The 23,872-nt window shown below is 72.6% G+C and carries 19 protein-coding genes; 12 read left to right on the plus strand and 7 right to left on the minus strand.

All coding sequences use genetic code 11. The features are described from left to right. Positions 1-42: 42 nt before the first annotated feature. Complete coding sequence (locus tag ACE3QY_RS13305) at positions 43-2,628, plus strand: CHAT domain-containing protein (protein ID WP_374456503.1); 2,586 nt, start codon at positions 43-45, stop codon at positions 2,626-2,628. 167 nt (positions 2,629-2,795) lie between these two features. Here the strand turns inward: ACE3QY_RS13305 and ACE3QY_RS13310 are convergent, their stop codons facing one another. After that, positions 2,796-3,776: a hypothetical protein gene (locus tag ACE3QY_RS13310; RefSeq protein ID WP_374456504.1), complete on the minus strand. Its 981-nt coding sequence runs from the start codon at positions 3,774-3,776 to the stop codon at positions 2,796-2,798. 122 nt (positions 3,777-3,898) lie between these two features. On the opposite strand from ACE3QY_RS13310, the gene ACE3QY_RS13315 reads away from it, so the two are divergent. Further along, positions 3,899-5,677 carry a proline--tRNA ligase gene (locus ACE3QY_RS13315; protein ID WP_374456505.1) on the plus strand — a complete coding sequence of 593 codons (1,779 nt, stop codon included), beginning with the start codon at positions 3,899-3,901 and terminating at the stop codon, positions 5,675-5,677. Positions 5,678-5,679: 2 nt separating this feature from the next. Further along, on the plus strand, positions 5,680-6,396 hold the full coding sequence (locus tag ACE3QY_RS13320) for an HAD family hydrolase (protein WP_374456506.1): 717 nt from the start codon (positions 5,680-5,682) through the stop codon (positions 6,394-6,396). 453 nt (positions 6,397-6,849) lie between these two features. On the opposite strand, the gene ACE3QY_RS13325 is transcribed toward ACE3QY_RS13320, so the two are convergent. Together ACE3QY_RS13325 and ACE3QY_RS13330 are read right to left on the minus strand one after the other, a co-directional pair. After that, positions 6,850-7,278 (minus strand): ferritin-like domain-containing protein, encoded by a 429-nt coding sequence (locus ACE3QY_RS13325; RefSeq protein WP_374456507.1) that lies wholly within the window; start codon positions 7,276-7,278, stop codon positions 6,850-6,852. Further along, positions 7,275-7,778: a hypothetical protein gene (locus ACE3QY_RS13330; protein WP_374456508.1), complete on the minus strand. Its 504-nt coding sequence runs from the start codon at positions 7,776-7,778 to the stop codon at positions 7,275-7,277. The genes ACE3QY_RS13325 and ACE3QY_RS13330 overlap by 4 nt, the downstream gene beginning before the upstream one ends. A gap of 83 nt (positions 7,779-7,861) precedes the next feature. On the opposite strand from ACE3QY_RS13330, the gene ACE3QY_RS13335 reads away from it, so the two are divergent. The 9 genes from ACE3QY_RS13335 (at position 7,862) to ACE3QY_RS13375 (ending at position 19,691) form a co-directional block, all read left to right on the plus strand. Continuing rightward, positions 7,862-11,443 carry a fibronectin type III domain-containing protein gene (locus ACE3QY_RS13335; RefSeq protein WP_374456509.1) on the plus strand — a complete coding sequence of 1,194 codons (3,582 nt, stop codon included), beginning with the start codon at positions 7,862-7,864 and terminating at the stop codon, positions 11,441-11,443. Positions 11,444-11,522: 79 nt separating this feature from the next. Next, positions 11,523-12,011, plus strand: a complete 489-nt coding sequence (gene rimP / locus ACE3QY_RS13340) for a ribosome maturation factor RimP (RefSeq protein ID WP_374456510.1) — start codon at positions 11,523-11,525, stop codon at positions 12,009-12,011. Continuing rightward, positions 12,011-12,985, plus strand: a complete 975-nt coding sequence (gene nusA / locus ACE3QY_RS13345) for a transcription termination factor NusA (RefSeq protein ID WP_374456511.1) — start codon at positions 12,011-12,013, stop codon at positions 12,983-12,985. Before rimP ends, nusA begins: the two co-directional genes overlap by 1 nt. A 119-nt stretch (positions 12,986-13,104) precedes the next feature. Beyond that, the gene (locus ACE3QY_RS13350) at positions 13,105-13,395 is read left to right on the plus strand and encodes a YlxR family protein (RefSeq protein WP_374456790.1); all 291 of its coding nucleotides are present in this window, start codon (positions 13,105-13,107) and stop codon (positions 13,393-13,395) included. 99 nt (positions 13,396-13,494) lie between these two features. Continuing rightward, on the plus strand, positions 13,495-16,278 hold the full coding sequence (gene infB / locus ACE3QY_RS13355; protein ID WP_374456512.1) for a translation initiation factor IF-2: 2,784 nt from the start codon (positions 13,495-13,497) through the stop codon (positions 16,276-16,278). Positions 16,279-16,411: 133 nt separating this feature from the next. Further along, complete coding sequence (rbfA, locus tag ACE3QY_RS13360; protein WP_374456513.1) at positions 16,412-16,873, plus strand: 30S ribosome-binding factor RbfA; 462 nt, start codon at positions 16,412-16,414, stop codon at positions 16,871-16,873. Then, positions 16,873-17,739 (plus strand): tRNA pseudouridine(55) synthase TruB, encoded by an 867-nt coding sequence (truB, locus tag ACE3QY_RS13365; RefSeq protein ID WP_374456514.1) that lies wholly within the window; start codon positions 16,873-16,875, stop codon positions 17,737-17,739. Before rbfA ends, truB begins: the two co-directional genes overlap by 1 nt. Positions 17,740-17,785: 46 nt before the next feature. After that, positions 17,786-18,724: a bifunctional riboflavin kinase/FAD synthetase gene (locus ACE3QY_RS13370; RefSeq protein WP_374456515.1), complete on the plus strand. Its 939-nt coding sequence runs from the start codon at positions 17,786-17,788 to the stop codon at positions 18,722-18,724. Then, the gene (locus tag ACE3QY_RS13375) at positions 18,717-19,691 is read left to right on the plus strand and encodes a hypothetical protein (protein ID WP_374456516.1); all 975 of its coding nucleotides are present in this window, start codon (positions 18,717-18,719) and stop codon (positions 19,689-19,691) included. The genes ACE3QY_RS13370 and ACE3QY_RS13375 overlap by 8 nt, the downstream gene beginning before the upstream one ends. Positions 19,692-19,789: 98 nt before the next feature. Here ACE3QY_RS13375 and ACE3QY_RS13380 read toward each other — a convergent pair whose 3' ends face one another. Genes ACE3QY_RS13380 through ACE3QY_RS13395 form a run of 4 tightly spaced genes read right to left on the minus strand, consistent with a single transcriptional unit; the run spans position 19,790 to position 23,840 of the window. Further along, entirely contained in the window at positions 19,790-20,032 is a 243-nt protein-coding gene (locus ACE3QY_RS13380; protein ID WP_135840713.1) for an HPr family phosphocarrier protein, read from the minus strand. Between the two features lie 54 nt (positions 20,033-20,086). Further along, the gene (locus ACE3QY_RS13385) at positions 20,087-22,153 is read right to left on the minus strand and encodes a fructose-specific PTS transporter subunit EIIC (protein WP_374456517.1); all 2,067 of its coding nucleotides are present in this window, start codon (positions 22,151-22,153) and stop codon (positions 20,087-20,089) included. Next, entirely contained in the window at positions 22,150-23,103 is a 954-nt protein-coding gene (locus tag ACE3QY_RS13390; RefSeq protein ID WP_374456518.1) for a 1-phosphofructokinase family hexose kinase, read from the minus strand. The genes ACE3QY_RS13385 and ACE3QY_RS13390 overlap by 4 nt, the downstream gene beginning before the upstream one ends. Next, positions 23,100-23,840, minus strand: coding sequence for a DeoR/GlpR family DNA-binding transcription regulator (locus ACE3QY_RS13395; protein WP_374456519.1), 741 nt, complete (start codon positions 23,838-23,840; stop codon positions 23,100-23,102). The genes ACE3QY_RS13390 and ACE3QY_RS13395 overlap by 4 nt, the downstream gene beginning before the upstream one ends. Between the last annotated feature and the right edge of the window lie 32 nt (positions 23,841-23,872).

The raw sequence follows: 23,872 nt of genomic DNA on the forward strand, positions 1-23,872 counted from the left end.
TCCGCACATCTTCACCATGAGATCCGCAAGGATGGAGCCACCATGGTGACGAGGACTGACGCCGAAGAGGTTCTCCGTACCCTCTTCGCCGACCCCGCGGCCGCCCGAGACAGGGCTGTCGAGGAGCTGATTCCGGACCCGGACCCGGGGATCGCGTCGATCGGTCACCAGATCGTCGGGATCGTCCTGCGCGACACCGGCGAGACCGACGACGCACTACGGCACCTGCGCCAGGCTCTGGCGCTCGCGCGGCGTGCGGACCGCGAGCGAGAGGGTGACGTCAGGGCCACGCTCGGCACGACGCTCGTGTTCGCTGGACGCACCCGTCAGGGTCTGGCTCATCTCGACCGCGCGACCGAGGAGCTCACGGGCGTCCCCCTCGCACGAGCGCTGGTGCTGCGCGCCAGGGTGCTGAGCATCAACCTCGAGCGCGACGAAGCGGGCTCGCACGACCTGCGGCACGCACTCCAGCTCCTCGACCGCTCGGTCGACGACGTGTGGCGTGCACGCGCCCTCAACCTCGACGGAGTCACGAAGGTGCGGCTCGGCGACATCGAAGGTGCGCGGCGGGCATTCGCTGAGTCGCTCGACCTCTACACCGAGCTCGGGATCGGCTGGGACGCAGCGGTGGGCGTCCAGAACCAAGGGTGGGTCGCGTCGCTTGAGGGTGACCTGCCGATCGCGCTCGAGCGCTACGCCGAGGCGAGCCGCCGGTGGGACGCCATGGGTGTCACCAGCGTGGACCTCGTCTACGACCAGTGCAGGGCCCTCCTCGCCGGCGGGCTTGCCACCGACGCCCTCGAAGTCGTCGAGCGCGCGCTCGTGGCCCGTCCGCTGGCCGAGGTCGAGCGGGCCGACTTGCTGCTGGCCCTGGCAGGGGCAGCGCTGGCCGCCGACGCCCCCGCCCGCGCCCGAGCGGCGGCTGACGAGGCGCGCCTCCTTTTCCATCGTCAGGGCCAGGAGCAACACTGGATCAGGGCCGAGCTGATCGCGATCTGGGCGCGGTCGAGGTCGACAGACCGGCCGGCCCGGCTGCTGCCCCGTGTCGAGTCGCTCATCGACGCGGCTCGACGCCACGATGCGCCGGAGCTCCCGCAGGCGCTGCTCCTCGGCGCTCGGGTCGGCAGCCGTGTGCGAGGCCCGGACGCGCGTCAGCTGGTGGCCGGATGGTTGGACGAAGCCGCATGCTTCCGGAACGCGCCGGTCGGCACCACCCGGGCGTTGGCCTGGCTGGCCGAAGCGCTGCGCCGAGACCACGCCGGGGACACCGGCGGCGTCCTTCGCGCCTGCGAACGCGGACTGTCGGCTCTCGACGAGCACCGGGCGACCTTCGGCAGCCAGGAGCTGCGGGCGCTGTCGTCCGGACACGGGGCGGAGCTGGCGGAGCTCGGCACGCGGACCGCCCTGGCGTCGCGAGATTCCCGGCGGCTGCTGCGCTGGGCCGAGCGGTGGCGGGCCACCGCTCTGGCGGTGCCTCGCGCCACCCAGGAACACGATCCGGAGACCGTGGCCGACCTCGCCGCTCTCCGGGACCAGCGCCGGCGGTTGGCCGAGGCACGTGCGGCGGGCGAGCCGACGGAGCGGATCGAGGCACGCGCCCAGCGGATCGAGCAGGCCGTACGCCGACGGCTGCTCCACGTGCGCGGCAGCGGCGCGGGGGGTGATGCACTCGACGTACGTCGGCTCCTCGACGCCCTCGCCGCGGACGACACCGTGCTGGTCGAGCTCACCGAGATCGACGGTCACCTGCACGCACTCGTGGTCGCGAACGGACGCGTACGCCGTCTCGACGTGGGCGACGCAGCCGCCGCCTCGACCGCGGTCGACTTCGCGCTGTTCGCCCTCCGCGGCGCGGCGCGTGGCCGCCGGTCCCAGCTCGACCTGGCCGGGGCACGGCTCCAGAAGGCGCTGCTCGGATCGGCGCTCGACCACGTGGGGGAGTCGCGAGTCGTGGTGTCGGGCACCAGCGCGCTGCAGGGTGTTCCGTGGGGGCTGCTCCCCGGACTCGCTGGCCGGCCGGTGACGAGCACGCCCTCCGCCCGGCTGTGGCTGCGCGCACGCCAGAGCTCGGCCGAAGCCGACCGACGGGTGATGCTCGTCGGCCCGGGACTGGCCAGCGGCGGTGCCGAGGTGCCCGCGGTGGCCGCCCAGGACCCGTCCGCCGAGGTGCTCGACGGCGACGACGCGACGGTCGAGGCGTCGCTGGCCGCGCTCGACGGCGCGGCGCTCGCCCACGTCGCCGCCCACGGGCACTTCCGCGAGGACAGCCCGCTCTTCTCCTCGCTCGTCATGGCCGACGGGCCGCTGCTCGTGCACGACCTCCAGCGGTTGACGCGTCCGCCGCACCGCGTCGTGCTGTCCGCGTGCGAGTCGGGGGAGATGGCACCCGTCGGGGCGCAGGAGCTGCTCGGCCTGTCTGCCGCCCTCTTGTCGATGGGCACCGCCGGAATCGTCTCCAGCCTCGGCGAGGTAGACGACGCCGCCACCGTGGAGGTGATGGTCGCCCTCCACGCCGCCCTGCGACAGGGCCACGGGCTCGGCGAGGCCATGCTCGCCGCCCGCGAGGTGGCCGCGGGTGACCAGGTCCTGGCCGCCACCGCGGCGTCGTTCACCGCCCTCGGCGTCTGAATTGTTGGCGCTCGCTCCGCTCGCGCGTGCTCGGCGCCCCTGAAGACGTCGTCTTCCCTCCTCGCTCCCGAGCTGTCTCGCTGCGCTCGTCGCGCTCGCTCGCTCGTCAGTCCAGACGACGTCGGGCGCCGAGCGCGTGGGCTGAGGCGGCTAAGCGGTCCGAGCACTCACGGGGTCGAGGCCTTCACGGGGTCGGTGGCGTTCTCGCAAGCGTCGAGGGTGCAGCGCACCGTGGAGGACTTCCGGGTGCCGTTGACGTCGAGCAGCAGGGTGTCGGGCGACTCCCAGTCCCAGCCGCTGAACCAGTTGGTCCGGTAGGTCGCGAGCCTCGTGCCGTCGAGGGTGCGGAGGTGGATGTCGCCCGGGCCGAGGCCGTCGGTGAGCTTGTGGAAGGTCAGCATCTGCGTGCCGTCGGGGGAGACGGCGGCCACGCGGTCGCGGCACGACGTCCAGTGCTTCATTCGCGGGGCGCTGAGCCGCACCAGCTTCGTGCAGCCGCCGAGGTAGGGGTCCTTGGTGGAGAAGCTGAGCAGGTCGTGCTCGATGCTCGCCAGGCCTGCGGACTTCTCCACGATCGTCCTGGTCCGACCGGTCCGGATCCTCCACTCGAAGGTCCGGCCGTCGCGGCTGAGCACGGCGCGGTCGGCGTCGACGTCGAGCAGGGTGACGTACCGGCCCGGGCCCTTGCTGCCCAGCACGGCGCCGTCGGCCGCCGAGGCGGCGTACGTCGTCACCTTCCGGCCGCCTCCGGAGAAGCCCTGCCACGCCAGGGTGCTGCCGTCGGCGGAGAGGATGACGGTCGAGGGGTCGATGTTGCGGAGGACGTCGACGACCGTGCCGTCCGCCTCGACGCGTACGACGCGCCGGTTGCGCTTGACGTCGACGTTGTTCGTGCCGACCAGCCAGGCGTCGCCGGAGCGGCCGATGACCCGCGCGATCCGGCCGGGCAGCTCGACGCTGCGTTCGCCGTCCACGAAGACGTCACCCCACGGTCCGTCCTCGAGGTGCGGGACCGCGACGTCGGCCCCGCGGGTGAGCCGCTGCGGCTGGAGCTCGACGGTCGGTGCAGCCGCGTGGGCGGGCGCGACGAGTGTCAGCGCGGTCGTGATGGCCGCCAGCACGAAGCCGGCGGTGCGTGAGTGACGCATGGTCTTTCCCCCTGGAGTCTGCGGTGTCGTGAGGGAGACGTCCCGCGGTGGGCCGAGGTTGCCTGCGTCCGACGGGGAATCTGGTTCGCGGCCCACGGAGGCGCCCACCTATCCTTGCGCCCATGACTGGCCGCCTCCTCCGCATGTCGACCCTGTTCGTGCGCACCCTGCGCGACGACCCGAACGACGCCGAGGTGCCGAGCCACAAGCTGCTGGTCCGCGCCGGCTACATCCGTCGCAACGCGCCGGGCATCTACACCTGGCTGCCCCTCGGCCTCCGGGTGCTGCGCAAGATCGAGGACATCATCCGCGAGGAGATGGACGAGATGGGCGCCCAGGAGCTGTCGTTCCCCGCGCTGCTGCCCAAGGAGCCCTACGAGGCGACCAACCGCTGGACCGAGTACGGCCCCAACATCTTCCGGCTCCAGGACCGCAAGGGTGCCGACTACCTCCTCGGGCCCACGCACGAGGAGATGTTCACCCTCGTGGTGAAGGACCTGTACTCCTCCTACAAGGACCTGCCGCTCTCGATCTACCAGATCCAGACCAAGTACCGCGACGAGGCGCGTCCCCGCGCGGGCCTGCTGCGCGGGCGCGAGTTCATCATGAAGGACTCCTACTCCTTCGACGTCGACGACGCCGGGCTCGAGGAGTCGTACCAGAAGCACCGCGACGCCTACATCCGGATCTTCGACCGCCTCGGCTTCGAGTACGTCATCGTCAAGGCGACCTCCGGCGCCATGGGCGGCTCGGCGAGCGAGGAGTTCCTCGCCAAGGCCGAGGTCGGTGAGGACACCTACGTCCGCTGCACGCACTGCGACTACGCCGCCAACGTCGAGGCCGTCGCCGTGCCCGCGCCCGCCCCCGTGTCGTACGACGGCGTGCCCGCCGCGCACGCCGAGGACACCCCCGACACGCCCACCATCGGAAGCCTGGTCGACCACCTCAACGCCGCCTTCCCGCGCGAGGACCGGCCCTGGGTCGCCGGCGACACGCTCAAGAACGTGCTCGTGGTGCTCAAGCACCCCGACGGCACCCGCGAGCCCCTCGCCATCGGCGTGCCCGGCGACCGCGAGGTCGACCAGAAGCGCCTCGAGGGCCAGCTCGAGCCGATCGAGGTCGAGCCCATGGACGAGGCGGAGATGGCCAAGCACCCCGCGCTCGTGAAGGGCTACATCGGCCCCGAGGTGCTGGGGGAGGAGGCGAAGTCGGGCATCCGCTTCGTCGTCGACCCGCGCATCTCCGAGGGCACCCGCTGGGTCACCGGCGCCAACGTCCCCGGCTCCCACGTCATCGACATGGTCGTCGGCCGCGACTTCACGCCCGACGGCACCATCGAGGCCGCCGACGTGCGCGACGGCGACGCCTGCCCCAACTGCGCGGAGGGCGTGCTCGAGTCCGCCCGCGGCGTCGAGATGGGCCACATCTTCCAGCTCGGCCGCAAGTACGCCGACGCGCTCGGCCTGCAGGTCCTGGACGAGAACGGCAAGCTCGTCACCGTCACGATGGGCTCCTACGGCATCGGCCCGTCGCGCGCCGTGGCGGCGATCGCCGAGGGCACGCTCGACGAGCTCGGCCTCTGCTGGCCGCGCAACGTCGCGCCCGCCGACGTCCACGTGGTCGCGGCCGGCAAGGACGAGGCGATCCTCGGCGCCGCCGAGCAGCTCGCCCGCGACCTCAAGGACGCCGGGCTCGAGGTGCTGCTCGACGACCGCACCGGCAAGATCACGCCCGGCGTGAAGTTCAAGGACGCCGAGCTCATCGGCGTGCCCACGATCGTCACCGTCGGCCGCGGTCTGGCCGACGGCACCGTCGAGGTCCGCGACCGCAGGTCGGGCGAGCGCGAGGAGGTCGCGGTCGACCGCGCCGCCACCCACATCGTCGACATCGTCCGCAGCTGAGGATGGCCATCGAGGCGGTCATCTTCGACTGGGGTGGCACGCTCACCCGCTGGCACGACATCGACTTCCACGCCGAGTCACTGGCGCTGGCCCTGGCCGTACGTCGTACGCCGACGCCCGAGGACGACCACCACGCGCACGCCGAGCGGCTCCACCGCGCCGGCGACGTGATCTGGGGGCGCAGCCGCGACCACCAGCAGAGCGCGACGATCGCCGACCTCTTCGTCGAGGCTGGTCTGGACCACGACCCCGACCTATTGCAGGCCTACTACGACTTCTGGGAGCCGCACACCCTGACCGATCCCGAGGCACGGCCGATGTTCGAGGAGCTGCGGTCGGCGGACCTGAAGATCGGGGTGCTCTCCAACACGGTCTGGCCCCGGGAGTGGCACGTCGGCTTCTTCGAGCGCGACGGCGTCCACGACCTCATCGACGGCGACGTCTACTCCAGCGAGATCCCGTGGACCAAGCCGTCGCCGCGCGCCTTCGCCGCGGCGATGGAGGCCGTGGGAGTGGGCGATCCGGCGGCGTGCGTCTACGTGGGGGATCGGCTCTTCGACGACGTCTGGGGAGCCCACAACGCCGGCCTCAGGGCGATCCACATCCCGCTGAGCAACATCCCGTCCTCACAGGTCGGGCACACCGAGGGCGACCCCGACGCGACGGTCCACTCGCTGGCCGAGATCCCCGCTGCCGTGCGCGCCCTCGGCGCCCGCTGAGGGCGCCGCCGGGCTCGTTGCCCTCGTGTGGGCGTCGTGTGGATCACCTGCAACTTTGTGCGTTGCACGAACATGCAACCGCGTTACGGTTCTACTCGCCCCGGATCGAATGCATGATTGTGCATGTGGCTCCCCCACCCCCACAGGAGGGGCCACATCGGGTGATGCTGACCAACCCCACAAGGCGGTCCGCGTCCTCGGCCATTGGGAAGGATCTCGGGACTTTCCCAATGGTTGAGGCCGCGGGCCGTTCTTTTTTGCGCTGTGCTTGTTGGCGCTCGCTCCGCTCGCGCGTGCTCGGCGCCCCTGAAGACGTCGTCTTCCCTCGTCGCTCCCGAGCTGCCTCGCTGCGCTCGTCGCACTCGCTCGCTCCTCAGTCCAGACGACGTCGGGCGCCGAGCGCGGTGGCCGGGAGGCCGGTGCCCCCGCCCACCCGCAGATGGCGAGCGCTACTCACTCCAGCTCTGGGGCGCCCGGCCAGGCCTGCGGCTCGCCGCCGAGCTCGAGCTGCCAGGTGGCCGACCAGGTCGCCTCGGTGAGCGCCCACTCGCGGACGGCGCCCGAGGACTGGGCGACCAGCGCGAGGAGGGTCTCGACACCGTCGACCTCGATGGCGAGGGCGGCCGCGCGGATCCGCTCCACTCCCTGCACCGGGAGCTCGACGTCGTACGCCGGTGCCGCCGCCACCGGCTCGCCGCCGGCCTCGGTGACCATCGCGCGCAGCTGGTCGCGGCGCGAGCGGTGTCGCCGGAACGCCGTCGTGAGGGCGTCGTACAGCTGGGGAGCCGCCGCCTGCGAGGTCCGCGCGCCGAGGACGCCGTAGACGTAGAGGGCGGCGTGCTCGTCGGCGAGCGTGGTCTGGAGGGCGTCGAGGACGCTCACGGGGTGACCCCCGGGGTGAGCGCCGCGAGGTGCTGCGACGTCGACGCGGCCATGCTGGCCAGCACGCGGGCCAGGTCTCCGCTGGCGGCGCCCAGGCAGCCCTCGCGGAGGGTCCGGAGCAGCTGCTGCTCGGAGCGGCGGACCGCGCGGAGCGCCGGCTGGGGTCGGGGAGGCACGGTGGCGGGCGCGGCAGTGGGCTGCTCGGCGTCCGGGACGGCTTCGGCGAGGAGCTCGCGGTGCGCGGTGTGGGCGGCGGCGAGCGGCTCGAGCTGCGCGTCGATGGCCGGCACCGCGGCGGTCGCGGCGGCGAGGACGGCCCCTGCGTCGACCAGAGCGGCGACCACGGTCGCGACCAGCTCGGAGTCTTCGGGCGGCGGCGGTGTGGCCGCGGGGGAGTCGGCGTCGCGGGCCGGCGGGTCGATGTCGCAGGCGGCGAGGCCGAGGGGTGCCGCGAGCGCCGAGCCCAGCGTCGTACGACGGGTGAGTGGGCGGGCGGGCACGCCGGAACCTTAACCGTCGGATGGTCTAGACCTACGTAGTACCACCAATGCGCCACTGCCTCCGACGGTGGTCCAGTCTGCTGGTGACCGACCTGCTGCGCGCCCGGTGGCGCACGACGACCCGAGCGATCGCCCTCCTCGCCCTCGTGCTGGCCTCGCTGGCGGCCCAGCCGCCCGGTCCCTCGACCGCGACCGTCGACGACGGCGACGCCAGCTGCGCGTGTCCCGTGACCGGTCCGTACGTCGCCCCGGCGGGCGTGCGCACGATCTTCGTCGACGACGACGGCTCCTCGGCGACCAGCAGCCCGCGCTACCGCGTCAGCGCCACAGGCTCCCTGCCCGCGATCACGCTGACCATCCGGCGCACGGCTGACGACTCGCTGGTCGACACCATCGTCACCGACCTGCCGAGCTGGGGCTTCAGCCCCGACCAGGACCGCTTCGTCGTCACCGGAATCCGCAACGGGCTGCACGAGGTCGAGGTGCACGACCTCACCTCGGCGAACCCGTCCGACGTGCTGGTCTCCGTGTCGACGACGGAGGACGCCGGCCGGCTGGGCTTCAGCCCGCACGGCGAGTTCTTCGCCTACACCGGGCTCGTCGACGGCACCAACAACACCGTTCACCAGCAGATCTGGGACGCCCGCACCGGGACGCGTCGCCTCGACACCCAGTACGCCTTCGCGGTCGGCCCGTCCGGCGGCACGTTCGGCGAGGCCGGCTTCGGGTTCAGCCCGGACGACGACGAGTTCTTCCTGGCCTACCGGATGGACGCCCAGGCGGTCGCGTGGAGCGTGCACGACCTCGACTCCGGCACGCAGCGCAGCAGCGGCACCATGACCGGCACCGGGTTCTGGCAGTTCAGCCCGTGCGGCGAGATGCTCGCGATCGTCTCGCAGAACAACCAGACGGCGATGGACGTGGTCCTCCGCGCCACCGACGACGGCTCGATCGCCGCCAGCACGTCGTACTCCGTCGCGTCGATCTCCTTCGCCCGCACCGCCACGCACCACAGTGCCGTGGTCGACGGGGTGCCCCACGACCTCGTCGCCGTGAGCCCGCCCGTACCCGATGTCTGCGCGCCGACCTGGCCGGCCGACGCCGTGCTCGAGCACGAGGCACCTGAGGCGGACCGGGTCGTGCTGAGCTGGCCCGCCGCGGCTGACGGCACCGCCGTCACCGCGTACCGGGTCTACCGCGGCACCACGCTGGTCGGATCCACGGACGCCGACACGCGGCAGCTCGCCGCGACCGGCCTGGCCCCGTGGACGACGTACACCTTCCGGGTCGAGGCCGGGGACGCCGCAGGTCACTGGAGCGAGGACGGGCCGACCCGGCAGGTCACGACCGCGGGGGCCGGCCCGACCTGGCCGTCGGGGGCGACGCTGACCGCGACGGACGTCGCCCCGACCTCGCTCACCCTCACCTGGCCGGCCGCCCAGGACGGGGGGAGCATCCAGCACTACCGGATCTACCGCGACGGCGTGCAGGTCGCGGAGCGCGCCGGTTCGGTGCGGACCCACAACGTGACCGGGTTGGCGCGCGGGACGTCGTACGAGTTCACGGTGCAGGCGGTCGACGACGACGGGATCGAGTCCACCGACGGTCCGAGGCTGACGACCGCCACCGATGCGCGCGAGCCGCTCGACCGCAACGCGATCACGGGCCGCGTCTTCCACGACGGCAACGCCAACGGCATCGTCGACGGCGGTGACGTCGGGCTGCCGACGCCGCCGAGCAGCGACTGGACCGCGATGCTCTCCGTCTTCGCCTACCGCATCGGCCCCGACGGACGGATCCTCGGTGAGGCCGGCTCCGCCACCGCCGCCGACGGCAGCTACGCCCTGGAGAACCTCAGCCCGGGCACGTGGCTGGTCGGGGAGGCGAACTTCGACGTCCTGCCCTACGGCATGCGCCTGCAGACCCGGCCCGGAGACCTCCAGCCACACGTCGTGCAGGTGGGGGCCGCCAGCGGGTGGGCCCACGTGGACTTCGGCATGACGCTCCCGACCAGCCTCACCGGCCAGCCGGTCCCGGACTTCCCCGACGGTGCGGGCAGCATCACGCAGGTCGTCTTCGAGGACGTCGACCGCGACGGCACGCGGGACCCGGGGGAAGCAGGCGTGGCGGGGGTGCCCACGAGCTGCTACCGCATCACCACCGCGGGCGGTGGCGGTTGCGGCAGGACGCAGGAGCTGCCCGACCGGGGCGTCACCGGTGCCGACGGGGTGGCGGTGCTCGACCACCTCGGCTCCGGGGTCTACCAGGCGATGCCGCCCCAGGCGAGGGCCGAGGGCATCTACCCGACGAGTCCGCAGACGCGGTACGCCGTCGCGGCCGGCGTCGGCGGTCCCAGCGCCCGGCCCGAGTTCGGTGTCCTCGTCGGGCGCTCGGCGATCGTCGGCGAGGTCTTCGACGACGTGGACGCCGACGGCGTGCGAGACCCGGGGGAGGGCACCGTGCCAGGTGTCAGGCCGTGCGTCGAGGGACCGCTCGCCTACGGCTGCGGTGAGGCGGACGGTGCGGGCTACCGCATCCCGCGGCTGGTCGACGAGACCTACAGCTTCAGCATCCAGCCGCCCGAGGGCACGCGGGTGACGACCGGTGGCCAGCAGCAGGTGGTCGTGACGGTCAACGGCTCGACGGTCCAGGCCGCGCCCATCGGCCTGCACGACACCCGCGGCACCATCAGCGGGACGGTGTTCGAGGACGCCGACCGCGACGGCGTACGCGACGCGGGGGAGCCCGGGATGGCCGGGGTCGAGGTGTGTGAGCGCTCGCCCGGCGAGGAGGGCGCACGCTGCACCGACACCGGTCCCGAGGGAGACTACGAGCTCATGGGCGTGCTGCCCGGCGACGTCGAGGTCACGCCCGGCTACTTCGGACCGCTGGTGCCGACGTACGACGTCAGGCCGGGCACCGAGCGCACCCGCGAGGTCGAACTCCCCGAGGCCACCGAGGTCACGGTCGACCTCGGGTTCGGCCCCGCACCCGGCGCGCCCGGCGCGCCCCGCAACGTGTCCCTCACGCCCGGCCCCGGCAGCGTGGACGTCACCTGGGAGCCGCCGAGCGACCTCGGTGACGACCCCGACGTGACCTACCAGGTCCGGTACGCCGTCGACGGGGCGACGTTGTCCTGGCTCGACGGGCCGAGCACGAGCGGGCTCGATGCGACGCTGTCGGGGCTCGCGGGCGCGACCGCGCACTGGGTGGTGGTGGAGGCCTCGAGCAGCGCAGGTGTCGGACCGGCCTCGGCGCCGGTGCGCGTGGTGACGGGGGCCACGACCTCCCCACCGCCGAGCCCGTCGCCCAGCCCGACGCCGACGTCCACACCGACCCCGACGGCGCCCCCCACGCCGCCCCCCACCCAGGCGCCCGACGTGGCCCCGTCCGCGCCGCGGGCCGTGACGGGCGCGTCCGAGAGGAGGGGCGTCCGTCTCACGTGGAAGGCGCCGAGCCGCACCGGGAGCGCACCCGTCACGCGCTACGTCGTCCAGCTCGCGACCGCGCGCAGCGGACCGTGGCAGGTCCGGGGGAGGACGTCGAGGAGGTTCCTCGTGCTCACCGGGCTGCGCCCCGGTCGGACGTACTTCGTGCGTGTCCGCGCGGTCAGCGCAGCCGGGGACGGTCCGTGGAGCAGTCGCGTCAGGGTGCGGTGGAGGTGACGGCTGCCCGGGACTGACTCGGCGCTCGGTCGGCCGCTAGGGTGTTCCTTCGACAACAGCACAAGGAGGTCGCAGCCTTATGAGCTCCCACCAGGACGCCACCCGGGACCGCATCGAAGCGGAGCTGATCGACCCCTTGAGCGTGATGGGCCTCGACGTCGAGGCCGTCGAGATCACCCCGGCCGGCAAGCGCCGCGTGCTGCGCGTCGCGGTCGACAAGGACGGCGGCGTCACCCTCGACGACGTCGCCGACGCGACCCGCGAGGTCTCCCGGGTGCTCGACGAGTCCGACGTGATGGGCGAGATGCCCTACACGCTCGAGGTCACCTCCCGCGGCGTCGACCGGCCGCTGACCCTGCCGCGCCACTGGCGCCGCAACGAGGACCGCCTGGTCAAGGCGACGCTGGCCGACGGCTCGGCCCTCACCGGTCGCATCCTCGACACGTCCGAGGAGTCGGTCACGCTCGACGTGTCCGGCACGAAGCGCGAGGTCGCCTACGCCGACGTGGCGAAGGCACTCGTGCAGATCGAGTTCAACCGCAAGAGCGAGAAGAAGAAGGACGACTGATGGACATCGATCTGAGCATCCTGCGGATGCTGGAGCGCGAGAAGGAGATCTCCTTCGAGGTGCTGGCCGAGGCCATCGAGCAGGCCCTGCTGACGGCCTACCAGCGTGCGACGGAGTCGCACCACCCCGCCCGGGTCGAGCTCGACCGCAAGACCGGGCACGTGACCGTGTGGGCACGCGAGGTCGAGGACGGCGTCGCCGGTCCGGAGTACGACGACACCCCCGAGGGCTTCGGCCGCATCGCCGCCACCACCGCCAAGCAGGTGATGCTGCAGCGGCTGCGCGACGCCGAGGACGAGATCAAGTTCGGCGAGTTCTCCGGCAAGGAGGGCGACATCATCTCCGGCGTCATCCAGCAGGGCCGCAACCCCGACGACGTGATGGTCGACCTCGGCAAGCTCGAGGCGATCCTGCCCGTCAGCGAGCGGGTGCCGGGCGAGAAGTACGTCCACGGCGAGCGCATCAAGTGCCTGGTGACCTCGGTCCGCAAGGGCATGCGCGGTCCGCAGATCACGCTCTCGCGCTCGCACCCCACGCTGGTCAAGAAGCTCTTCGCCCTCGAGGTGCCCGAGATCGCCGACGGCACCGTGGAGATCGCGGGCATCGCGCGCGAGGCCGGCCACCGCACCAAGATCGCGGTCCACTCCACCGTCCCGGGCGTCAACGCCAAGGGCGCCTGCATCGGCCCGATGGGCCAGCGCGTGCGCAACGTGATGAGCGAGCTGCACGGCGAGAAGATCGACATCGTCGACTGGGCCGAGGACCCGGCCGAGCTGGTCGCCCACGCGCTCTCCCCGGCCCGCGTGACCTCGGTGGAGATCGTCGACCTCGCCGCGCGCTCCTGCCGCGTCGTCGTACCCGACTTCCAGCTCTCCCTCGCCATCGGCAAGGAGGGCCAGAACGCCCGCCTCGCCGCGCGCCTCACCGGCTGGCGGATCGACATCCGGTCCGACGAGGCTCCCCGCGAGGACTGAGCGAGGACTGAGGGACCCGGCGGGGCGCCCGGTTCGTAAACCACTGGCCCGAACCGGTAGAGTGGAGGTCAGTGGCCACCACGTCTGACACCCCTGCGCCCGGACCTGTCCGGACCTGTGTGGGTTGCCGGACCAGGGCCGCTGCGAGCGAGCTGCTGCGTGTGGTCGCAGGCTCGGACGCTGAGGGCCGACCGGCCCTGGTGCCCGATCCGGACCGCCGGGCACCCGGCCGCGGGGCGCACGTCCACCCCACGCAGGAGTGTTGGCAGCTCGCCGTGCGACGCCGAGCGTTTCACCGGGCCCTCCGCTCGGGAGAGAATCTCAGCGGCGCGCCGGTGGAGGAACACCTCGCCGCGCACCAGTCCGAATCACAGCAGCACCGACCAGAAACTGGAGCACGCAGCTCATGAGCACTCGATGAGTAACTCGCGATGAGTTTGCACACCCACTAGCTGTTCCGTTTCCCCTGTCCTTCTGGGGTCACGGACCAGAAGGAGCGAAAAACAACCGTGGCAAAGACCCGAGTCCACGAACTCGCCAAGGAGTTCGGAGTCGAGAGCAAGTTCGTTCTCGAGAAGCTCAAGGAGATGGGGGAGTTCGTCAAGTCGGCGTCGTCGACTGTCGAGCCGCCCGTCGAGATGCGCTTCAAGAAGCAGTACGGCGATGAGCTGAAGGCCGCTGCGGCCGCCGCCCCCGCCGACACCGCGACCGAGGCCCCGGCCAAGCCGGCTGCCAAGAAGGCCGCGCCCAAGCCCGGCCCGAAGCAGGCGCCCGCCGCCGAGGCCCCTGTCGAGACGCCCGCCGAGGCCCCTGCGGAGGCCCCGGCCGCCGCGCCCGTCGAGGAGGCCGCCCCGGCCGCCAAGCCCGGCCCGAAGCCCGGTCCCAAGGCGCCCGCCGCCGAGCCCGAGGCTCCGGCCGCGGAGCCCGAGCCGCCGGCCGCCCCGGCCGCCCGGTCCTCGGCCCCCGCGCCGCGTCCGGTAGGCCGCCCCGGTGCACCGCGTCCCGGCAACAACCCGTTCGCGCCCAGCCAGGGCATGGGCTCGCGCCCGGCCCCGCGCACCCCGGGCGACGACACCCGTCCGCCGCGCCCGCCGGCCGGCGGCGACGCCCGCCCCGGCATGCCGCGCCCCAACCCGGCGATGATGCCGAAGTCGCCCGCCGCCTTCGGCAACGGTCCCGGTGGCCGTCCCGCGCGCGGTGGCCCCGGTGGCGGCCCCGGCCGTCCGGGTGCCCCCGGTCGCGGTGGCGCTCCGGGTCGTCCCGGCGCCGGCGCCGGTGCCCCGGGTCGTCCCGGTGGTGCGCCCGGCGGCTTCGGCCCCTCCGGTGGCGGTCGCCCCGGTGGCGGTCGTCCCGGCCAGCGTGGCCAGACCCAGGGTGCCTTCGGTCGCCCGGGCGGCCCGTCGCGTCGTGGTCGCAAGTCCAAGCGCGCCCGTCGCCAGGAGTTCGAGGCCATGGAGGCCCCGACGATCGGTGGCGTGCGCGTCCGCAAGGGCAACGGCGAGACCGTGCGTCTCCCGCGTGGCGCCTCGCTGACCGACTTCGCCGAGAAGATCAACGTCGACGCCGCTGCGCTCGTGCAGATGCTCTTCTCGCTCGGCGAGATGGTCACCTCCACGCAGTCCGTCGGTGACGAGACGTTCGAGCTGCTCGCCGAGGAGCTCAACTACGTCGTCCAGATCGTCTCCCCCGAGGACGAGGACCGTGAGCTCCTCGAGACGTTCGACCTCGAGTTCGGTGCCGACGAGGGCGACGAGTCCGACCTGGTGGTCCGTCCGCCGGTCGTGACCGTCATGGGTCACGTCGACCACGGAAAGACCAAGCTCCTCGACGCGCTGCGCAACGCCAACGTCGTCGACAAGGAGGCCGGTGGCATCACCCAACACATCGGTGCCTACCAGGTCCACACCGAGGTCGACGGCGACGACCGTCGCATCACCCTGATCGACACCCCCGGTCACGAGGCGTTCACCGCCATGCGTGCCCGTGGTGCCCAGGCCACCGACATCGCGATCCTGGTCGTCGCGGCCGACGACGGCGTCATGCCGCAGACGGTCGAGGCGCTCAACCACGCCAAGGCGGCCGACGTGCCGATCGTGGTCGCGGTCAACAAGATCGACAAGCCGGAGGCCGACGCGACCAAGGTCCGCGGCCAGCTCACCGAGTACGGCCTGATCCCCGAGGAGTACGGCGGCGACGCGATGTTCGTCGACGTCTCCGCCAAGGCGGGTCTCAACCTCGACAAGCTGCTCGAGGCCGTCGTCCTCACCGCCGACGCGTCGCTCGACCTGCGCGCCAACCCCGACCAGGACGCCCAGGGCCTCGTGGTCGAGGCGCACCTCGACCGCGGTCGCGGTCCGGTGGCGACCGTGCTGGTCCAGCGCGGCACGCTGCGCGTGGGTGACTCCATCGTCGCCGGTCCGGCCCACGGCCGCGTCCGCGCGATGCTCGACGAGCACGGCAACGAGATCACCGAGGCCGACCCGTCGCGTCCGGCGATGGTGCTGGGTCTCTCGGCGGTGCCGGGTGCGGGGCAGAACTTCATCGTGGTCGAGGACGACCGGATGGCCCGCCAGATCGCGGAGAAGCGTGAGGCGCGCGAGCGTGCGGCCATGCAGGCCAAGCGTCGTGTCCGCCGCAGCCTCGAGGACTTCATGGCCTCCATGGAGAAGGGCGAGAGCCAGGAGCTCAACCTCATCCTCAAGGGCGACGTGTCCGGCTCGGTCGAGGCGCTCGAGGACGCCCTGTCGCAGATCGACGTCGGCGACGAGGTCTCGCTGCGCGTGATCGACCGCGGTGTCGGTGCGATCACCGAGACCAACGTCGACCTGGCCGCTGCCTCCGACGCGATCATCATCGGCTTCAACGTCCGCCCGCAGGGCAAGGCGACCGAGATGGCCGACCGCGAGGGCGTGGAGATCCGCTACTACACGGTGATCTACCAGGCCATCGAGGAGATCGAGGCCGCGCTCAAGGGCATGCTCAAGCCGGAGTACGAGGAGGCCACCCTCGGTCAGGCGGAGATCCGCGAGATCTTCCGCTCGTCCAGGGCGGGCAACATCGCCGGCTGCATGGTCACCTCGGGTGTCATCCGCCGCAACGCCAAGGTGCGCGTCATCCGCGACGGCGCGGTCGTCCAGGACAACCTGGACCTGGCCTCGCTCCGCCGCGAGAAGGACGACGCCTCCGAGGTCCGCGAGGGCTTCGAGTGCGGTCTGGTGCTCCGCAACTTCCAGGACATCAAGATCGGCGACATCGTCGAGTCCTTCGAGATGCGCGAGATCCCCCGCAGCTGATCACCGAGCGGGCACTTCGTGCCCGTCCGCGTCATCGACCGGGCGCTTCGTTCCTCCTGACGGGTACGAAGCGCCCGGTCACCGTCTGTGACGGGCACGAAGTGCCCGGTCACGAGTAGGAGAGACTGGAGCCATGAGCAACCCCCGCGTCCGCAAGATCGCCGACCGCATCCAGGTGGTCGTCGCCGAGATGCTCGAGCGACGCATCAAGGACCCGCGGCTGGGCTTCGTCACCATCACCGACGTCCGCGTCACCGGCGACTCGCAGCAGGCCTCGATCTTCTACACCGTGCTCGGTGCCGAGGACGAGCTGGCCAGCACGGCGGCGGCGCTGGAGTCGGCCAAGGGCGTGATCCGCTCCGAGGTCGCCAAGCAGCTCGGCATGCGCATCGTGCCGTCGCTGACCTTCATCCCCGACGCCCTCCCCGAGAGCGCCCGTGCGCTCGACGAGGTGCTGGCACGGGCCAAGGAGCAGGACGAGGCCGTCGCCGCGCAGCGCGGTTCGTCGTACGCAGGGGAGGCCGACCCCTACAAGAAGCCCCGCGTGGCCGAGGACGACCTCGACGACGAGCTCGACGAGGACGACCGCCTCTGATGGTCGACCCCGGTCTGGTCGTCGTCGACAAGGCCCCGGGCATGACCTCGCACGACGTCGTGGCCCGGGTCCGCCGGCTCGCCGGCACCCGCAAGGTCGGCCACGCCGGCACGCTCGACCCGATGGCCACCGGCGTGCTGGTCCTGGGCGTCGACCGTGCCACCCGGCTCCTCGGTCACCTGATGCTGACCGAGAAGGCCTACGACGCCACCATCCGGCTCGGGGTCGCCACGACCACCGACGACGCCGAGGGTGAGGTCGTCTCGACCGCCGCGGTCGACGGCGTGACGAAGGACGACGTACGCCGGGAGCTGGCGCGGTTCGTCGGCGACATCGAGCAGGTGCCGACCGCGGTCTCCGCGATCAAGGTCGACGGCCAGCGCGCCTACGCGCGGGTGCGGGCGGGGGAGCAGGTCGAGCTGAAGGCCCGGCCCGTGACGATCCACGAGCTCGAGGTCCACCAGGTCGACCTCCCCGACGTGCGGGTCGCCGTGCGCTGCTCGTCAGGCACCTACATCCGGGCGATCGCGCGCGACCTCGGGGCCGCGCTCGGCGTCGGCGGCCACCTCACCGAGCTGCGGCGCACGGCCGTCGGATCCTTCGACCTCTCCGTCGCGCGGACCCTGGAGGAGCTGGGCGACGACTTCGCGGTGCTGCCGATCGCCGACGCCGCCCGGGCGTCGTTCGCCTCGGTCGACCTCGACGAGGAGCAGGCGGCCCACGTGCGCTTCGGCCGCGCCCTCGCCGTCGCCCTGCCGGGCGAGGGCCCGCACGCGGTGTTCGCCCCCGACGGCACGTTCCTCGCGCTCTACGAGCAGCGCGGCGAGCAGGCGAAGGCCGTCGCGGTCTTCGTCCCGCACGACTGAGCGCCCGGTCGGCGGGTGCCGCGTGCCCCGCCAGTAGGCTGCCGCCGTGCAGATCTGGCGAGACGTCGACGACGTGCCGGCCGACCTCGGCCGCACCGTCGTCAGCATCGGCAACTTCGACGGCGTCCACCTCGGGCACGCCCACGTGCTGCGCGAGGCCCGCGACACCGCGCGCCGGCTCGGCATCGACACCGTCGTCGCGGTCACCTTCGACCCGCACCCGATGGCGGTGCTGCGCCCCGAGCACGCGCCGCCCACCCTGACCTCGATCACGACCCGGGCCCGGCTCCTCGAGGCTGCGGGTGTCGACGCGATCCTGGTGGTGGGCTTCAACCGCGAGATCGCGTCCTGGGCGCCGGAGGAGTTCATCGACCGGATCCTCGTCGGCACCCTCCACGCGGGTGCGGTCGTGGTCGGCTCGAACTTCCGCTTCGGCGCCAAGGCCGCCGGCGAGGTCGCCACCCTCGTCGAGGCGGGCACGACCCGCGACTTCGAGACCGTCGGCGTGCCGCTCGACGGCGGCCCGCAGGTGTGGAGCTCGACCTACGTCCGCCAGTGCCTGGCCACTGGCGACGTCGCCGGCGCCGCCGAGGCGCTGGGCCGCCCCTTCACCGTCCGCGGCACGGTCGTCGAGGGCGACAAGCGCGGCCGCGAGCTCGGCTACCCGACCGCCAACGTGCCGATCCCGCCGGTCGACGCGGCTCCCGCCGACGGGGTGTACGCCGGCTGGCTGACGCGGCTCGACACCGGCGAGCGCTTCCCCGCCGCGATCTCGGTGGGCACCAACCCGACGTTCGACGGCGAGCGCGACCGTCGCGTCGAGTCCTACGTCCTGGACCGCGACGACCTCGAGCTCTACGGCGTCGAGGTCGAGGTCGCCTTCGTCGACCGGCTGCGCGGGATGGTGAAGTTCGAGGGGATCGAGGCGCTCATCGAGACCATGCGCGACGACGTACGCCGGGCGCGCGAGGTCCTGGGTGGGTGAGCCGGAGCGGCCCGACCTCACGGCCGTCGAGCACTGGTTCGTCTCGCACGGCCTGCCCTACTTCGTCGACGACATCCGGGCCGAGGTCCACCGAGGGCTGTCCCGCGCCCGCCTGCTGCGGGTGGCGCTCGTCGCCGTCGTGCTCGCCGCCCTCGTGGTGGTGGCCTTCGCGCTCACCCCGCACCTGGAGTGGGACGACGGCGTCGTGCCGGGCATCAACGTCGGGCTGCTGAGCATGGTGCTCTACGGCCTCTTCACGCTCCGCGCGTGGGTGATCGCGACGTGGGCCGCCCACCGCACGTTCTCCAGCCTGGGACTGCTGTTCCCGCTCGTGACCCGCGCCCTGCCCCTGCTGCTGCTCTTCGTGACGTTCCTCTTCATCAACGCCGAGGTGTGGGAGGTGTCCGCGAGGCTGGACGGCCGCGTGATGTGGCTGACCGTGGCGTTGTTCCTCTTCATCACCATCGGCTTCCTGCTGGCCCGCCTGCCCGAGGAGCTGGCCGTCTTCGACGAGGAGGTCGACCCCGAGGTGATCGCGCGCCGCTGCGCCGGGACCCCGCTCGAGGGCAGCGTCGGGCCGGTCACCGTCACCGAGGAGACCCACCTGGCCGGTCTCCAGAAGGCCAACCTGCTGCTGATGCTGCTGATCACCCAGCTGGTCCAGGTGGTGCTGCTCAGCCTCAGCGTCTTCGTCTTCTTCGTGGTGTTCGGCCTGCTGGTGATGGACCCCGGCGTGGTCGAGGGCTGGACGGGGGAGCCGGTCACCGCGCTGCCCTTCGCCGACCGGGCCAACTGGCAGCTGATCCAGGTCTCGACGTTCCTGGCGGCCTTCAGCGGCCTCTACTTCACCGTGTACGCCGTCACCGACGAGGTCTACCGCACCCAGTTCTTCAGCTCGATCCTGCGCGAGCTCGAGCGGGCGGTCAGCGTGCGGGCCGTCTACCGGTCGTTGCGCAGCACGTCCTGAGGCCGGTCAGACCGGACACACCGATGGGCGGTGGTCCACCTGCATTCGCGGCGCGCGAAATGTGGGTGGACCACCGCCCATCGGCATGAAGGGACCGGTCAGGCGTCGAGGTCCTGCTCGACCAGCGCGGCGATCGTGTCGACCGCGGCCTGGTCGTCTCCGGCGACCTCCACGGTGTCGCCGTTGCCGGCGCCCAGGGTCATGATCATCAGCGACGAGCTCGCGTCGACACCGTTGATGGTGACGTCGGAGCCGAGCTCGGCGGCCTTCTCGGCGATGATCGCGGCGGGACGGGCGTGGAGGCCGACGGCGGAGCCGACGACGACGGACTTGCTGGGCATGGTTCTCCTCTGGGTCTGCGGGTGGTCGTGCGGACGGGTGGGGGACGGGCGTGCTCAGACAGTAGCGAGGTCGGTGTCGCGTCGGCCGACGCTCTTCAGGACGATCACGAGAGCCGCGCTGACCAGGACGCCGGCCACGAGGGCGACGAGGAACCACAGCTTGTTGTCGACCGCGAAGAGCACGAAGATGCCGCCGTGCGGGGCGCGGAGCCCCACGTCGAGGCCCATCGAGAGGGCGCCGGTCACGGCGCTGCCGGCCATGATCGAGGGGATCACGCGCAGCGGGTCGGCCGCGGCGAACGGGATGGCGCCCTCGGTGATGAACGAGGCGCCCATCAGCCAGGCCGCCTTGCCGTTCTCGCGCTCGGGGACCGTGAAGAGTCCCGGACGGACGACGGTGGCGAGCGCCAGGGCCAGCGGCGGCACCATGCCGGCGAGCATGACCGCGGCCATCACCCGGAGCTCCGGCGCGTCGGTCGCGGTGGCGGCGGCGCCGAGGCCGGCGGTCGCGAAGGCGTACGCCGTCTTGTTGAGCGGGCCGCCCATGTCGAAGGCCATCATCAGGCCGAGGATCACGCCGAGCACCACGGCCGAGCCGCCCTGGAGGCTGTTGAGGCCGTCGGCCAGGTTCGACATCAGGCTCGCCAGCGGCTTGCCGAGCACGACCAGCATCACGAAGCCGGACAGCAACGTCGCGAGCAGCGGGATGACGAGGACCGGCATCAGGCCGCGGGCCCAGGTCGGCACCTTCCAGGAAGCGATCCAGTGGGCCGCGATGCCGGCGAGCACACCGCCGACGATGCCGCCGAGGAAGCCCGAGTTGATCGTGCCGGCGATCGCGCCCATCACGAAGCCCGGGGCGATGCCGGGGCGGTCGGCGATGGCGTAGGCGATGTAGCCGGCCAGGGCCGGGACGAGGAACCCGAACGCCGCCGCCCCGAGGGTGAACAGCAGGGCGCCGAGGTAGGCGAAGAACGAGCTGCCGGCCAGGGCGTGGTCGAGGCCGAGCTCGTCGACGTCGGGCAGGTTGAACAGGGTGTTGTCCACGGCGATGGACTGGCCGTCGTTGACGATCTCGTAGCCGCCGAACAGGAAGCCGAGCGCGATCAGCAGACCGCCCGCCGCGACGAACGGGATCATGTACGAGACGCCGGTCATCAGCACCCGGCGGATCCGGCCGCCCCACGACTCGTCGGCGGCGTGGCCCGCACCCGCTGCGCTGGCCTCGCCCTCCACGCGAGGGGCGGCCGTCGGGTCGGCGGCGTATCGCAGCGCCTCGGCGATCATCGCGTCGGCGTCGTCGATCGGCCGCTTCACGCCCGAGCTCACCATCGGCTTGCCGGCGAACCGGGCGCGGTCGCGCACGCCCACGTCGACGGCGAAGATGACGGCGCCGGCGGCGGCGATGGCGTCGGGAGCGAGCGGCGTCGAGCCGGCCGAGCCCTGCGTCTCGACCTGGAGCTGTACGCCGGCGCGCTCCGCGGCGGCCTCGAGGGCCTCGGCGGCCATGTAGGTGTGCGCGATGCCGGTCGGGCAGGCGGTGACCGCGACCAGCGAGGGCGTCCCGCCACCCGCGGCCGGGGCGGCCGGGGCAGCAGCGGATGCCGGGGCCGCGGCAGCAGCGGGGGCGGCAGCGGCTGCGGCAGCCGGCTTGCTCGCCGCGGCGGCGGGCTCGCCGAGCTCGTGGGTCACCAGGTCGACGACCTCCTCGGCCGACTCGGCGGCGCGCAGTGCGTCGGTGAAGGCCGGCTTCACCAGGGCGCGGGCGAGCTTGGTCAGGATGGTGAGGTGGTCGGCGTCGCCACCGGCGGGCGCGGCGATGAGGAACGCGAGGTCGGCGGGGCCGTCCTTGGCGCCGAAGTCGACCGGCGGCTCGAGCCGCGCGAAGGCGAGGGTCGGCGACTCCACGCCGGTCGTGCGGCAGTGGGGGATCGCGATGCCGCCCGGCAGGCCGGTGGCCGAGGTCGACTCGCGGGCGAACGCGTCCTCGACGAGCTGGTCCTTGCTGCTCGCGCGGCCGGCGTCGTCGACGACCGCGGCGAGGGCGCGGATCACGTCGTGCTTGTCGGCACCCCAGTCGGCGCCGAGCCGCACGAGGTCGGTGGTGATCAGGTCGGTCATGCGGTCCCTCCCAGGGGGGTGACGCCCACGAGCTCCGTGCGGAGGTGCGAGGGCTGGGGGATGGTGGTGCCGGGAAGGCCTGCGGCGGCGCTGCCGTAGGCGACTGCGAGGGCCAGGCGGTCGGGGGCGGGCAGCCCCCGGATGTCGCCGAGCAGGTAGCCGAAGAGGCTGGAGTCGCCCGCCCCGACCGTGCTGATCACGGTGGTGGGGGGCGGGGTGGCGTGCCAGGCGCCCTCGCGGGTGACGAGGACCGCGCCGTTGCCGCCGAGGGTGGCGAGCACGGCGCCCACACCGCGCTCGATGAGCTGTCGGGCCGCAGCGGCGGTGGCCTCGGGGTCGGCCTCGAGCTCGTCGGCGTCGCCCCCGGTGAAGGAGGCCAGCTCCTCGCCGTTGGGCTTCATCAGGTCGGGTGCGGCGTCGGGCAGGGCCTCGACCAGCGCCTGGAGCGGCGCCTCGCTGGTGTCGACCGCGACGTGGCCGCCGACCTCGCGGAGTCGGCGTACGAGATCTGCATAGAACCCGGCGGGGGCACCCACAGGAAGGGAGCCTGCCAGCACCGTCCAGTCGGCGCTAGAGGCACGGACGAGCACGGCCTGGGCCATCAGCTCGAGGTGCAGCGGCAGGACGTCGGCGCCGGGGGAGTTGAGCTTGGTGGTGGTGCCGTCGGGCTCGGTGATCGTGAGGTTGACCCGCACGTCGCCCGCCGGCCGCACCGGGCGGCAGTCGATGCCCGCACCGAGCAGCTCGAGGACGAACGGGTCCTCCTTCTCGGCGGGTACGACGGCGATGCTGGGGATGTCGGCGCTGACGGCGGCACGCGAGATGTTGACGCCCTTGCCGCCGGCCTGCGAGGTCACTGAGGCGACCCGGTGGACCTGGCCGCGCACCAGCTCGCCGTCGAGCGCGACCGTGCGGTCGATGCTCGGGTTGGGGGTCAGGGTCAGGATCATGCGATCACCACCTCGATTCCGGCGTGTTCGAGCGCTCGGCGGTCGGCGGACTCGATGCCGCTGTCGGTCACGAGGACGTCGATGCTGTCGAGCGTCGCGAACCGGACGGCGGTCTCCACCCCGAGCTTGGTGGAGTCCGCGAGCACCACGGTGCGTCGCGCGCAGGCGATGACCGCGCGCTTGGTGGAGGCCTCGTCGGTGTCGGGCGTGGTCAGCCCGTGGCCGACGGTGATGCCGTTGGTCGCCACGAAGGCGACGTCGGCCCGCAGCTCGGCCAGCGCCGCGACGGTGTCGGCGCCGACCGCGGCGTGCGTGGTGGGGCGGACCCGGCCGGGGAGCAGGTGGAGCTCGATCTGGGGAAGGCCGGCCAGCCGCGTCGCCACCGGGACGGCGTGGGTGATCACGGTGAGCCGGTGGTCGCGGGGGAGCGCGGCGGCGAAGCGCGCCGTCGTGCTGCCCGCGTCGATCACGACGACCGAGTCCGGCGGTGGCAGCAGCGCGACCGCGGCGGCGGCGATGGCCTCCTTGGCCTGCGTGTTGGACTGGTCACGCTCGCCGATGCCTGATTCGATGACGGTGAGCGAGCCTGCGGGCACCGCGCCGCCGTGCACCCGTCGGACCAGCCCCATCCGGTCCAGCGTGGACAGGTCGCGGCGGACGGTCTCGGTGGTGACCTCGAACTCCCCGGCGAGCTGCACCACCGACAGGCGACCGCGTCGACTGATCAGCTGTGCCATCGCTTGCTGGCGCTCTTCGGCGTACATCCGGT

The organism is Nocardioides sp. (assembly GCF_041913365.1).
In the GTDB taxonomy this organism is placed as follows: Bacteria; Actinomycetota; Actinomycetes; order Propionibacteriales; family Nocardioidaceae; genus Nocardioides.